Here is a 12,363-nt window from a genome sequence, read left to right as displayed (position 1 = left end):
CCGCCGCGCGGGTCCGGCAGGTCACTCGGGCGTGGGCGGGCCCAGCAGGCGGATCTCCTCGATGTCGAGCGCGGCCTGCAATTCGCGCAGCACCGTGTCGTCGATCTCGTTGGCGTTGCGCAGCCGGGTTACCTCGCGCCGCTTGCGGTCCAGGACCGCCAGCCGCAGCCGGCGCTCCAGGTCGCGGGCCGCCTCGGCGGCCTCGCCCTGCTCGGCGGCGCGGATGTCGTCGAGGTGGTCCTGGTAGTCGCTGCGGATCCGGTCGGCGACGTCCCGGTGCACGCCCAGCCGGTCGGCCGCCTCCGGCAGCGCCGCCAGCCCGGCCTCGGTGGCCCGCAGCCGGGCCATCCGCACCTCGTCGGCGCGCTGCTGGTCGCCGACGAGGCCCGCCCAGCGGACCACGAGCGGGAGGGTGGTGCCCTGCACCAGCATGATCATGACGATCACCAGCGCCGTGCAGAAGATGATCAGGTCCCGTTCGTGGACGGGCTCCCCCGCCGGCGTGGACAGCGGCACCGCGAGGGCCGCGGCCAGGGACACCGCGCCGCGGAAGCCGGCCCACCCGGCGGCCGTGCGGATCCGCCAGCCGACCCGCAGGGCCCGCTGCGACCTACGGCGGTCGACCAGCGGCAACAGGTACGCCGACAGGTGCAGCCAGGCCATCCGGGTCGCCAGCACGGTGCCGGCGACCAGCACCGCGATGAGCAGCGCCTGCCCCGCCGACGTGCTGGTGACCCCGCGCACCGCACGGGGGATCTGCATGCCGAGCAGGACGAACAGGCCCCCGTTGATCAGGAACGTGGTGAGGTCCCAGAAGGCGTAGGCCAGCACCCGGGAGGGCGCCCGGATCACCCGGGGACCGGCGAAGGAGAGCACCAGGCCGGCGACCACCACCGCGAGCACCCCGCTGGAGTGCAGTTCCTCGGCGGCCAGGAACGCGACGAACGGCGTGAGCACGCTGAGCGCGCCCTCGCGCAGCGGGTCGTCGAGGCGGCGGCGGATCAGCACGACCACCACCCCGGTCACCAGCCCGGCCGCGACGCCGCCGAGGAACGACCCGCCGACGCGCACGACGAGCGGCAGCGCCCCCGGCGGCGCGCTGCCGGTGATCAGGCCGAGCGCGACGGCGAAGAGGACGAGCGCGGTGCCGTCGTTGATCAGGCTCTCCGCGCGCAGGACGGTGAGGAAGCGACGGGGCATCCGCTTGGCCAGGCCGGCGACCGCGGCGGCGTCGGTCGGGGCCAGCACCGCACCGAGCACCCACGCCGCCGGCCCCTCGACGCCGGCCGCCTGGGCGACCAGCGCCACCGTCACCATCGTGACCGCGACCAGACCCACGGCGAGCAGGGCGATGACGGTCAGGTTGGCGCGGATCTCCCGCAGGCTGATGGTGAGGCTCTCCCGGTAGAGGATCGCGGGCAGGAACAGCAGCAGCACCACGTCCGGTTCGAGCACCACGTCCGACAGCGGCGGGGCGAGCGCCAGCAGCGCGCCCATCCCGATGAGCAGGACCGGCGGGGCGACCCGGTAGCGCCCGCCGATGGTGGTGCCGACGAGCACGGTGGCCGCCAGCACCACGATCAGGACGAGCCCCTCCACGTCGACCCCTCCGCGTCGTACGGCCGGTGCGGCCGTACGGCGTCGGAGGCGCCTGCCCGCCCCCACATGGTTCTACGGCGGGCGGGGAAAGGAGGGGAAAACGGGCCTATCAGGCGGGGTCAGCCGCCGGCGGTGACGGAGGTGGCGGTCATGGCGTTGTCCGTCAGCGCGCCGCCCTGCACGGTCACCCGCTGGCCCCGCTCGATCGCTGTCAGCTTGCTGGCCCGGGTGGTCCGCACGGCCGTGTCGTCGGTGGTGCGGACCGTGACCACGGTGCCGTCGGCGGTCTCGACGTAGAGGGTGTCGCCGTCGACCAACGTCACCGTGCCGGTGGTGGCACCCGCCGTCGCGGCGGCGCTCGGCTGGCCGCCGGGGCCCTGGCCACGGCCCGAACCGGCCGCCCCGTTGGCCAGGCCCGCCGGGAACGGCCAGGACGACGCCGCGGCGCCCGCCGCCGGCTCACCCCACCGCTGTTGCACCTGCACCCCGCCGACGAAGCCGGCGACGAGGAGCACGAGCGCGCCCAGGACCAGGGTGCCCCGGTTCCACCACCGGCGCGGGGCGGCGGCGGCCAGCGCGGCCGTGAGGCCCTCGTCGGGTTCCGCCGCCACGGCCGGCGACGCGGCGTGCTGGTCGTCGTCCGGCTCCGCCGGCCCGCCGGGCGCCGCGGCGCCGCCGACCCGGGCGAAGACGACGGTGTCGCTGTTGTCCATGTTCGATCCTTGCCTGTCGGGCACGCTGGCCTACTCGTAGCGCAGGGCGTCGATGGGGCGCAGCCGGGCCGCCCGCGCCGCCGGCAGGCCGCCGAAGAAGAGGCCGATCGCGATGGAGACGCCGAGGGCCAGCGCGACGGAGCTGGGCACGATCACGGGCCGGACACCGACGATGGTGAACCGGGACCCGAGCAGCGCGGCGGCCACCCCGAGCGCCCCGCCGAGGAGGCTCAGCAGGGTCGCCTCGATCAGGAACTGGGTCAGCACCGTCCGGCGCCGGGCGCCGAGCGCCTTGCGGATGCCGATCTCCCGCGTCCGTTCGGTGACGGTCACGAGCATGATGTTGGTGATCCCGATGCCGCCGACGAGGAGGCTGATCGCGGCGACCGCGCCGAGCAGGGTGGTGAAGGTGTCGGCCGTCTCGGTCTGGGTCTGCAACAGCTGCGCGGCGTTCTGGATCCGGTACGGCGCGCTGGCCGAACCGGTGGTGGGCAGCCGCTGGGCGAGCACCGTGGAGATCTGGGCCTGCACGGCGTCCACCTCGCCCGGGTCGGCCGCCTCGACGAGGATCGAGCTGATCGGCCCGTACCCGGTGAGCACCTCCCGCACGGCGCTCAGCGGCGCGACGACGGTGTCGTTGGCGTCCTGGAAGCCGGTCGAGGACTTCGGCGCGAGCACCCCGACCACCGTGAACAGGGCCCCACCGGCGGTGACCTGCCGGCCGACCGGGTCGAGGCCGGAGAACAGCTCGTCGGCGACGGTCTGCCCGATGACGACCACCCGGCGGCCCTGCGCCTCGTCGTCGGCGGTGAACGCGGCCCCCGCGGCCACCGGCGAGTTGGACGCGGCGAACCAGCCCGACCGGGTGCCCACGAACTGGGCGACCTCGTGGTCGGCGCCCTCGTAGGTCACCGTCGTGGAGGTGGTCGCCAGCGGGGACACCGAACGGACGCCGGGGGCGAGCACCGGGTCGGCGAGCGCGTCGGCGACCTCGACGGTCAGGCCGCCCGGTCCCGAGCCGCGGTTGGTGCCGGTCACGGTGAGGGTGTTGGTGCCCAGCGCCTCGATCCGGCTGGTCACGGCCTGCGCCGACCCGTTGCCGACGGCCACCAGCAGGATCACCGCGGCGACGCCGATGAGGATGCCCAGCATGGTCAGCGCCGAGCGCAGCTTGTTGGCGGCCACGCCGCGCAGGGCGAACCGGATCGTCTCGGTGACGGTCATCGGCCGGCCACCGCCGCGTGCCGGCCCGTGCCGTCCTGGCGCTCGTCGGAACGGACCCGACCGTCGAGGAGCCGGATCAGCCGCCGGGCGCGGTCGCCGACCTCCGGCTCGTGGGTGATCAGCACGATCGTCCTGCCGGCGGCGTTGAGCTGGTCGAACACCGCCAGGATGTCCTCGGTGGAGCGGCTGTCCAGGTTGCCGGTGGGCTCGTCGGCGAGCACCAGCGCGGGCTCGGTGACCAGCGCGCGGGCCACCGCGACGCGTTGCTGCTGCCCGCCGGAGAGCTGATTGGGGTGGTGGTCGGCGCGGTCGGCCAGCCCCACCGCGTCCAGCGCGGCGAGCGCCCGTCGCCGCCGCTGCCCGGCCCGCACGCCCGCGTACGCCAGCGGCAGCTCGACGTTGGCCACCGCGCTGGTGCGGGGAATGAGGTTGAACGCCTGGAAGACGAACCCGATGAGCCGGTTGCGCACGAGGGCGAGCTGGCGGTCCGCCAGGCGACCGACGTCGACGCCGTCGAGCAGGTAACTGCCGCCGGAGGGCGCGTCGAGGCAGCCGATGATGTTCATCAGGGTGGACTTGCCGGACCCGGAGGATCCCATGATCGCCACGTAGTCGCCGGCGTCCACCGTCAGCGACATCCCACGCAGCGCGTGGACGGCGGCGGGGCCCTCGCCGTACACCTTGGTCAGCGCGCGGACGTCCAGGACCGGACGGCGCGGCGTGGTCCGGGGCTCCATCAGCGGGTCCCGGTGCCGGCCCGGGGGCCGCCCTGTCCCCCGGCGGGGAAACCGCCGCCGGGGAAGCCTCCGCCGCCGGGGAAGCGGCCCCCGCCGCCGGTCAGGCCGCCGCTGGTGCCGGAGGTGCTGCTCTCGGGCAGCACGACCCGCTCCCCCTCGGTGAGCCCGGAGGTGATCTCGTAGGCCCGGTCGCCGGCCAGGCCGACCTGCACCCGCCGGGTCTCCTGGCCGGTGTCGGTGAGGACGGTGACGCTCCGCCGGTCGCCGCTGCCGCTCACCGCGGCCGAGTTGACCTGCAGCACGTTCTCGGCCGTGCCGGTCACGACGGCCACCCGCACGGTCTGCCCCGGCCTGGCCCCGGTGGGCAGGTCGGCGACGCCGAGGGTGACCCCGTAGGTGACCACGCCGTTGGCGGTGGTGGCCTGCGGGTCGATCGCCCGCACCTCGCCGGTGGCGGTGGCCCCGTCCAGGGCGTTCCAGGTGACGGTGGCCGGCTGGCCGGCCTTGAGCCGGGTGGCGTCGGCCTCGGCGACCGCGGCGGTGACCTGGAGCTTCGACAGATCGGCGAGGTCGACGAAGCCGGACGAGGCGCCGGACGACCCGCCGGAGGCGGCCCCGGACGAGCCGGAGCCCGACGAGCCCGGTGACCCGGAACCCGAGGAGCCGGAACCCGACGAGCCGCCGGACGGGCCGCCGACGGTGCCGTTGACGGCGACGACGGTGCCGGCCATCGGCGCGGTGAGCCGGGTGCCCTCCACCGCGGCCTCGGCCTCGTCGACGGCCAACTCGGCCTGGGTCACCTCGTTCTCCGCCGTGGCGGTGTCGGAGCCGGCGTCCCGCGCCCGCTCCAGCGCGTCCTCCGCCGCGTCCAGGTTCGCCTGCGCCACCTTCAGGTCGCGCCGGGCGTCGGCCGGGTCGACCTCGGCGAGCAGCTGCCCCTTGCGTACCTTCTGCCCGACGGTCACCGCGACCGAGGTGACAGTCCCGGCCGTGGCGAAGGTGGCGGTGGCGGTGGCGGCGCTCTCCAGCGAACCGTCCGCCGTGACCGTCGCGGTCACCGTGCCCCGGGAGACCTGGACCGTCCGGGTGCCGCCGGTCGTCCCGGCCCGCGCCGACGCGTCGCCGCGCACGGACAGCCAGGCCCAGGTGCCGCCGCCGACCAGCAACAGGGTCAGGACGGCGTTGACCGCCACGGTGGGCCGGCGCAGGGCCGCCGGCAGGCGTGCACGCATGGAGGGGATCCTGGCGGCCCCGCCTCGGAGGATCTTCGACGTCACCTCATAGCTGGCTCGGAGTCGGCGGCGGCGCGTCGGGGACCGGCCGCGCCGGCCGGCCGCCCTCCGCCGGGGAGCCGGCGGCGGGCAGCAGTACGCGGAAGGCGGTGCCCGCCCCCGGGCCGCTGTGCAGTTCGATCCAGCCGCCGTGGGCGTGCACGATCGACGCCGCGATGGACAGGCCGAGCCCGGAGCCGCCGCCGTCGCCCCGGCCCCGGCTCGCATCGGCCCGGTAGAGCCGCTCGAAGACCCGGGTGGCGTGCTCGGCGGGGATGCCCGGGCCGTCGTCGTGCACCTCCAGCACGGCCAGCCCGCCGGCGGGCGGTGCGGGCGGCGGCCCGGACCGGACCACCACGGCGCCCCGGTCCGGCGCGGGCGGCGGGCCGGCCACGGCGGCGGGCAGCCGGCCGATGCGGACGGTCACCCGCGCCCCCGGCCCGGTGTGCTGCATGGCGTTGCCGACCAGGTTCGCCGCGACCTGGCGCAGCCGGTGCTCGTCGCCGAGCACGGTCGGCGGCTCGAACGTCTCGTCGTCCTCGGTGAGCGTGGTCAGCCGGACCCGCCGCCCCGGGGCGCGGGCGTGCGCGTCGCGGATGGTGTCGGCGGCGACCTCCAACACGTCGACCGGGCGCAGCACCGGGGCGCGGTGCCGGTCCAGCCGGGCGAGCAGCAGCAGGTCCTCGACGAGCACCCCCATCCGGGCGGCCTCGGCCTCGATCCGGCCCATCGCCTCGTCCAGGGCCGGTCCGGGCGGGGCGCCGCCGCGGCGGTACAGCTCGGCGAAGCCCCGGATCGAGGTCAGCGGGGTGCGCAGCTCGTGCGAGGCGTCGGCGACGAACTGGCGCAGCCGGCGGTCGGCCGCGGCGCGGGCGGTCATCTCCGTGCCGATCCGGTCCAGCATGAGGTTCACCGCCGCGCCGAGGCGACCGGGCTCGGTGTGCGGGTCGGTGTCGTGCAGCCGGCGGGCCAGGTCGCCGCCGGTGATGCCCGCGACGACGCGTTCCATCCTGGTCAGGGGGCTCAGCCCGAGGCGGACCACGAAGGCGGCGAGCAGGCCCAGCACGATCAGGACGCTGCCGGTCACCGCGACGTCGATCACCACGAGCCGGTCGACGGTCCGCTCCGCCTCGGCCAGGGACGCGCCGAGCACCACGACCTCCCCGCCGTCGCCGACCGGGACCGCCAGCAGCCGCCACGCGCCCCCGTCGCCGGCGACGGTGTACGGGCGGCCGGCCCGGGCCCGCGCCGCCACCTCGGCCAGCGGGCCGGGATCGGGCGCGGCGGCCGACGGCGTGCTGCTGCGCTCGGGGTCCCGGGTGCCGTCGGCCCGGTAGTGGACGACCAGTTGGTCCGGCCCGAGACGCGCGAACCGGCCGGGGTTGCGCGGCCCGCCGGTGGTCACGCCCCCGGCCGGGAGCCCGGAGGCGGCGCGCGGGGCGTCGGTGAAGGGGCGGGCCAGCCCGGTGAGCTGCTGGTCGACCCGCTGCACCAGGTAGCCACGCAGCAGCACCAGCCCGGCGGCGTTGGCTCCCAGCAGGGCCAGGGTGGCGAGGATTCCGACGAGGAGGACCAGCCGGGACCGCAGCGTCCAGTGCGCCCAGGGGCGGATCGGCCGCCGGCTCACTCGTCGCCGCGCGGCAGCCGCAGCGTGTACCCCACGCCGCGCACGGTGTGGATCAGCGGCGGCCCGAGCTTGTCGATCTTGCGACGCAGGTAGTAGACGTAGGACTCGACGATGCGCCCGTCCCCGCCGAAGTCGTAGTTCCAGACCCGGTCGAGGATCTGCGCCTTGCTGACCACCCGGCCGGCGTTGGTGAGCAGGTAGCGCAGCAGCCGGAACTCCGTCGGCGACAGGTCTACCGGACGACCGGCCCGGCGGACCTCGTGCGCGTCGTCGTCGAGTTCCAGGTCGGCGTAGCGCAGGACGGCCGGCGGCGGGGGCGCGGGCGGCGCGGCTGCCGGCTGCTCCGGGTGGCTGCGCCGCAGGATGGCCCGGATGCGCAGCACCACCTCCTCGAGGCTGAACGGCTTGGCCACGTAGTCGTCCGCGCCGACGACCAGCCCGGTCACCCGGTCCTCGACGGTGTCCCGCGCGGTGAGGAAGAGCACCGGCACCGGCCGGCCGGCCGCGCGCAGCCGGCGGGCGACCTCGAAGCCGTCCACGTCGGGCAGCATCACGTCGAGGACCACGAGGTGCGGGTCGAACTCCTCGACCAGGGCCAGCGCCGCCCGGCCGCTGGCGGCCACCCGGGTCTCGTACGAGACGAGGCCCAGGGTGACCGCGAGCAGCGTGGAGATGTTCGGTTCGTCGTCGACCACGAGGACCCGCGCGGCGCAGGCGCCGTCGACGGCCGTGGCGGTCCGTCCGGTGGGTGGCCGGAGAATGTCGGTTCGCACCACCACTGCCTACCGGAGGCTGCTCCACGCGCCCTGTGCGGAAGCTGTGTCCCCGCTGTCACCAGGAGCGGAGCACCAGCTCACCGGCGGTGAGACCGGAGGTCACCTCGGTGAACCGGCCGCCCCGCAGCCCGACGGTGACCGTGCGCGGCGTGCCCTCGACGCCGACGCGGACGGTGCCGGTCCCGCCGGCGACGTCGTGGACGGCCGTGGACGGCACCCGCACCGCGTCCGCCACCGCCGCGGTCTCGACGGTCACCGCGGCGCTCTGCCCGACGAGCAGGTCCTGCGGCGCCTCGGTGAAGGAGAGCACGACGCCGTAGCGGACCAGGCTGCCGTCGCTGACGCCGACCGGGTCGACCTGGACGACGGTCGCCGCGAACGTGCGGTCGGGCCGGTCGGGGAGGGTGAGCGTCGCCTGCTGCCCGACCGCCAGGGCCACGGCGTCGGCCTCGGGGAACCTGGCCTCGACCTGCATCGCGAACGTGTCGGCGAGGGTGATGAAGGTGCTGCCCCGGTCGACCTCGCTGCCCACCTTGCCGGCGACGGACAGGACCGTGCCGGCGATCGGCGCGGTGATCGTGGTGCCGGCCAGCGTCTCCCGCGCCTCGGCGAGGCTCGCCTCGGCCTGGTTGACCCGGCGCTGGGCCTGCAGGATCGGGTCGGCGGCGCCGGCCGCGCCGCCGCCGGCGCAGGTGCCGCCCGGCGCGGGCGCGGTCGGGCCGGACGCGGACGGGCGGGCCGACCGGCCGCCGGTGGCCGTCGGTGCGGGCGTCGACCTGGTGGCCGTCGGCGTCGGGGAGGCGGTCGCGGAGCTGGCGGAGGCACCGGGAGTCGGCGCGGTGGCGGTGGCGGTGGCCGAGCGCAGGACGACCGGTCGCACGCCGGCACCGGTCGGGCAGTCCGCCGCCCCGTCGGCCGTGTCCTCGCGGGCCCGGGCGAGCGCGTCCCGCGCCTCGGTCAGGTCCTCCTCGGCCTCGTCCACCGCCTCGGCGGCCGCGGCGGCATCGTCGTCGGCGACGGCGGCCAACCGCTGTCCCGCCCGCACCACGTCGCCGGGCCGCACCGAGATGGTCTGCACCGTGCCGACGACGGAGAAGCCCAGGGCGCGGGTGGTCGCCGGCGCCACGGTGCCCGAGGTGGCCACCTCGACGGCGACGGGGCCCCGGTCGACGGCCACGGTCGAGGGGCGGGCGGGCGTCGGATCGGCGTTCGTGGCCACCAGCCACCCGCCGCCGGCCACGATCAGGAGCAGGGCGGCGCCGCCCGCCACGACCCGACGCGCACGCCGGGTGCGCCACCGTCGGTTCAGGCCGTCTCCCATGGGCGGCCAGTCTGCCCACCACGGCTCGGCACCGGCTCGGCCTCAGCTCGGAGTTGCCTGGGAACGCCCCCCGGCGGGTCGCCGGGCCGACGGGCCGTCGCCGTGGTGCGGCGCGGACTCCGAGGCAACTCCGAGCCGGGACCGAGCGGCCGGTGAGGTGGGCCCGGTTACCTGGACGGGCCCCGGAGAAGGTTGAGGAGTTTCGCATGTCGTTGTCTGGAAGAGGCCGCCTGCTCGCGACCGCGCTGACCGTCGCCGCGTTGGCGCTGTCGACCGCCTGCGCCGGCACCGACGACGCGGCGGCTCCGGCCGGCGACAACGGGCAGGGCGGCCAGAACGCCTTCGCCGCCTACCGGGACTGCCTCCAGGACAACGGCGTCACCCTGCCCTCGGGCGACGCGCGGCCGTCCGGCTTCCCGACGGCGCGACCGTCCGGCTTCCCGACGGCCCGGCCATCCGGCCTGCGCAGCGCGCGTCCCTCGGCCCGGCCGGACGCCTCGGCGGGCGCGGGACGCGGTGGACCGGGCCTGGGACGCCCGGACGGCGTCGACGAGGCCACGTGGGAAAAGGCGCAGCAGGCGTGCGCCTCGGTGCGGCCCAGTGGCGGCCCGGGCGCCCGGCCGGGTGGCTCCGGCGCGCCGGGCGGCGGGCAGGACGACGGTCGCCGCGCCGCCTACCGCACCTGCCTGAGCAACCGGGGCGTCGACCCCGCCGACATCGACTCCGGCGACCCGAAGACGACCGAGGCGCTGGCCGCGTGCGCGGCGGTCAGCCCGTCGCCGGCGTCCTGAGCCGCCGCCCGCCCTCCTGGCCGCCCGGCGCGCACCCGCCGGGCGGTCAGGAGAAGCGTTCGACGGTGACGGGCAGCAGCCCTCGCATCCGCAGCGTCGTGGTCAGCTCCCGCAGCATCGGCCGGACGGTGTCGTCCCGATCGCCGGCCAGGTCGACGGTCAGGTCCAGGCACCACGGCCCGCCCGCGCCGATGCGGCGCAGGTGCCAGGTGAACGCGTCGTCACCGACCCGCCGCCGGGCGACGCCGAGCACCCGGGCCCCGGGGTCGGCCGCGTCGCCCGCGACGGTCATCCGCCACGTGGCGCGCAGGTGCGCCAGGCCGTCCGGCCCCAGGGCGTCGGCGAACAGCACCCGGTAGACCCGGGTCCCGCCCGGCCCGGCCGCAGGGTGTCCGGGCGTCAGCCGCAGCGGTGCCGTGGCCAGCGGCGCGGGGTCGTGGAAGTGGCCGCGCAGCGTCCCCTCGTCGGGCAGGTCGCCGCCGCCGAGCTCACGGTAGGCCGCCGCGGCGTCCGGTCGGGCGACGGCCACCACCCGGCGGCGCAGGGCGGCGTCGAGGCGCATGGTCCGGCTGAAGTCCGCCGAGCTCCACCAGCCGCCGTCCTGCGGGGTCCACGCGGCGCTGTGCAGGCGCGCCGCCGAGTGGTCCGCCGCGTGCTCGAACTCCTCGACGACCAGACCCTCCGGCCGCCCGCGCGGCTCACCGCCGGCCGGGCCCGGATGGACCAGGTAGTAGTCCAGGGTGGTCGGCGCGGTGACCGCATCGCGAACCGGGGCGGCCGGCGCGTGCCACCCGGCCGCCCCGCCACCGGGCCAACGGCCGGTCGCCCCGCTCTCCCCCACGCTCATCGCGCCATTGTGGACCGCGCGGCCGCCCCGTCCGGGCCGACCCGCCGCCCGGCACCCGACGGGATCGGGCGCGGGCCGTCGGATCGGGCCGGACGGCGTCCGCTACCTGCGCTGGGCGAGCAGCCAGCGCAGGATGCCCTGGTCGGCGTAGGTCGGCCCGAAGGCGGCGTGGTAGTCCGGCTGGGTGAAGGCGTCGTTGCCGTACTCGGTGTAGCGCAGCAGGGCGTCGATCTGCTGGGGGGTCTTGCCGTCGGCCGCGTAGGCCGCCTGGAGGGCGGCGCGGGAGTTGCGGGCGAGGGAGACGTTGAGCAGGTGGTCGTTGACGCCGTGGGTGATCCAGACCGGGATCTCGGCGGCGGCGATGGCCTCCGCCTGGTCGACGCCGACCTGGAAGCCGCCGGTGATCAGGCCGGCGGCGAAGAGGTCCGGGCGCTTGGCGAACGCCTGCCAGGCCAGTTGCGAGCCGTAGGAGACGGTGGTCGCGTAGACCCGGTCGGCGTCGACGGGGTGGTCGGCGACGAACCGCTCGACCAGCTTGACGAGCAGGTCGGCCTCGGCGGCGGCCCCCACGCGCTGGTGCTGGGGGGCCAGCACGATGACGTCCTCGTCGGCGCCGGTCCATTCGCGTTGCAGCCACGCCGTCGCCGGGATGTCCGCGGCGAGTTGCACGCCGGTGTTGTCGCCGTCCCAGCCCATGCCGTGACCGGGCAGCACCACCATCAGCGGGTACCTGCGGCCCGGCTGGTAGTTCTTCGGCAGGTGGTAGTGGTAGGGCAGGACCATCCCGCCGCTGAGGTACGAGCCGTAGGTGAAGTCGTCGACCAGGAGGTCGACGGGCTCCTCGGTCATCGGGTGCGACCGGTGCGGCGCCCCCTTGGCCAGCACCGGTCCCTTGCCCCGGCCGCGACCCGGCACGCCGCGCACGTCTTCGCGCTGCACCACCCGCGTGGGCAGGTCCGGGTTCACCTTGACGGTGCACAGGAACGTGGGGCACTTCGAGACGATCACCGTCGAGCCCTTGCCGTCGGCGGGGTCGAGTTCGACGATCACGTAGCGGCCGGTGACGGCCCGGTGGTCGCCCCGGGTGGCGGGGCGGCTGTTGGTGTAGACGTGGGCGATGCTCCGGTCCGCCAGTTTCGGCAGGTCCTCGATGGGGTTGAAGCGGAAGTTGTAGACGGTGTCGGCGACGGAGAACGTGCCCGGGTCGAGGGTCCGGGGATCGACGGTCGCGCCGTACTCGACGGCGACGGCCGAGACCTGCTGGCCGTACGGGTGGACCTGGGTGATGGGGGTGATGCTCCGGATGCCCGTGGCGGTGTCGCCGCCTTGGCCGGTGCGGTCCGCGCCGTACGCCGCGCCGGCCGATGTCGACAGGATGGCGGCGGTCAGCAGCGCGACGGTCCTCAGGCGAGGGGTCATGCGGTTTCGTCCCTCCCGCGGTCTCCGGTGGCGGCGCG

At 76.3% G+C, this 12,363-nt stretch carries 11 protein-coding genes; 1 reads left to right on the top strand and 10 read right to left on the bottom strand.

All coding sequences use genetic code 11. From position 1 onward, the window contains the following. Positions 1-21: 21 nt before the first annotated feature. The 8 genes from O7628_RS27695 to O7628_RS27660 all read right to left on the bottom strand — a co-directional run bounded on the left by O7628_RS27695 (position 22) and on the right by O7628_RS27660 (position 9,268). Positions 22-1,599, bottom strand: coding sequence for a Na+/H+ antiporter (locus tag O7628_RS27695; protein ID WP_278135050.1), 1,578 nt, complete (start codon positions 1,597-1,599; stop codon positions 22-24). A gap of 119 nt (positions 1,600-1,718) precedes the next feature. Then, positions 1,719-2,312 (bottom strand): hypothetical protein, encoded by a 594-nt coding sequence (locus O7628_RS27690; RefSeq protein WP_278135048.1) that lies wholly within the window; start codon positions 2,310-2,312, stop codon positions 1,719-1,721. 30 nt (positions 2,313-2,342) lie between these two features. Next, the gene (locus O7628_RS27685) at positions 2,343-3,536 is read right to left on the bottom strand and encodes an ABC transporter permease (protein WP_278135046.1); all 1,194 of its coding nucleotides are present in this window, start codon (positions 3,534-3,536) and stop codon (positions 2,343-2,345) included. After that, positions 3,533-4,273 carry an ABC transporter ATP-binding protein gene (locus O7628_RS27680; protein ID WP_278135044.1) on the bottom strand — a complete coding sequence of 247 codons (741 nt, stop codon included), beginning with the start codon at positions 4,271-4,273 and terminating at the stop codon, positions 3,533-3,535. The genes O7628_RS27685 and O7628_RS27680 overlap by 4 nt, the downstream gene beginning before the upstream one ends. Continuing rightward, the gene (locus O7628_RS27675; protein ID WP_278135041.1) at positions 4,273-5,505 is read right to left on the bottom strand and encodes an efflux RND transporter periplasmic adaptor subunit; all 1,233 of its coding nucleotides are present in this window, start codon (positions 5,503-5,505) and stop codon (positions 4,273-4,275) included. Before O7628_RS27675 ends, O7628_RS27680 begins: the two co-directional genes overlap by 1 nt. Positions 5,506-5,551: 46 nt before the next feature. Then, positions 5,552-7,171 carry a HAMP domain-containing sensor histidine kinase gene (locus O7628_RS27670; protein ID WP_278135039.1) on the bottom strand — a complete coding sequence of 540 codons (1,620 nt, stop codon included), beginning with the start codon at positions 7,169-7,171 and terminating at the stop codon, positions 5,552-5,554. After that, positions 7,168-7,932 carry a response regulator transcription factor gene (locus tag O7628_RS27665; RefSeq protein ID WP_278136426.1) on the bottom strand — a complete coding sequence of 255 codons (765 nt, stop codon included), beginning with the start codon at positions 7,930-7,932 and terminating at the stop codon, positions 7,168-7,170. The genes O7628_RS27670 and O7628_RS27665 overlap by 4 nt, the downstream gene beginning before the upstream one ends. Positions 7,933-8,002: 70 nt before the next feature. Then, positions 8,003-9,268: an efflux RND transporter periplasmic adaptor subunit gene (locus O7628_RS27660; protein ID WP_278135037.1), complete on the bottom strand. Its 1,266-nt coding sequence runs from the start codon at positions 9,266-9,268 to the stop codon at positions 8,003-8,005. A gap of 206 nt (positions 9,269-9,474) precedes the next feature. Between O7628_RS27660 and O7628_RS27655 the strand changes: the two genes are divergently transcribed. Then, positions 9,475-10,059, top strand: a complete 585-nt coding sequence (locus tag O7628_RS27655) for a hypothetical protein (RefSeq protein WP_278135035.1) — start codon at positions 9,475-9,477, stop codon at positions 10,057-10,059. 46 nt (positions 10,060-10,105) lie between these two features. Here O7628_RS27655 and O7628_RS27650 read toward each other — a convergent pair whose 3' ends face one another. Both O7628_RS27650 and O7628_RS27645 read right to left on the bottom strand, forming a co-directional pair. Then, entirely contained in the window at positions 10,106-10,906 is an 801-nt protein-coding gene (locus O7628_RS27650; protein ID WP_278135033.1) for a hypothetical protein, read from the bottom strand. 102 nt (positions 10,907-11,008) lie between these two features. Next, positions 11,009-12,325 (bottom strand): PHB depolymerase family esterase, encoded by a 1,317-nt coding sequence (locus O7628_RS27645; protein WP_278135031.1) that lies wholly within the window; start codon positions 12,323-12,325, stop codon positions 11,009-11,011. Positions 12,326-12,363: the final 38 nt, after the last annotated feature.

The sequence above is a fragment of the Micromonospora sp. WMMD956 genome (assembly GCF_029626125.1).
Lineage (GTDB): Bacteria > Actinomycetota > Actinomycetes > Mycobacteriales > Micromonosporaceae > Micromonospora > Micromonospora carbonacea.
The sequence above is the reverse complement of the archived record's forward strand: the minus strand, read 5'-3'. Positions and strand labels throughout refer to the sequence as shown.

What these genes read in the sequence shown, in the direction of transcription:
- O7628_RS27690 (WP_278135048.1), bottom strand. Translation starts at nt 2,312, where the DNA reads ATGGACAACAGCGACACCGTCGTCTTCGCCCGGGTCGGCGGCGCCGCG.
- O7628_RS27685 (WP_278135046.1), bottom strand. Translation starts at nt 3,536, where the DNA reads ATGACCGTCACCGAGACGATCCGGTTCGCCCTGCGCGGCGTGGCCGCC.
- O7628_RS27680 (WP_278135044.1), bottom strand. Translation starts at nt 4,273, where the DNA reads ATGGAGCCCCGGACCACGCCGCGCCGTCCGGTCCTGGACGTCCGCGCG.
- O7628_RS27675 (WP_278135041.1), bottom strand. Translation starts at nt 5,505, where the DNA reads ATGCGTGCACGCCTGCCGGCGGCCCTGCGCCGGCCCACCGTGGCGGTC.
- O7628_RS27660 (WP_278135037.1), bottom strand. Translation starts at nt 9,268, where the DNA reads ATGGGAGACGGCCTGAACCGACGGTGGCGCACCCGGCGTGCGCGTCGG.
- O7628_RS27655 (WP_278135035.1), top strand. Translation starts at nt 9,475, where the DNA reads ATGTCGTTGTCTGGAAGAGGCCGCCTGCTCGCGACCGCGCTGACCGTC.
- O7628_RS27650 (WP_278135033.1), bottom strand. Translation starts at nt 10,906, where the DNA reads ATGAGCGTGGGGGAGAGCGGGGCGACCGGCCGTTGGCCCGGTGGCGGG.
- O7628_RS27645 (WP_278135031.1), bottom strand. Translation starts at nt 12,325, where the DNA reads ATGACCCCTCGCCTGAGGACCGTCGCGCTGCTGACCGCCGCCATCCTG.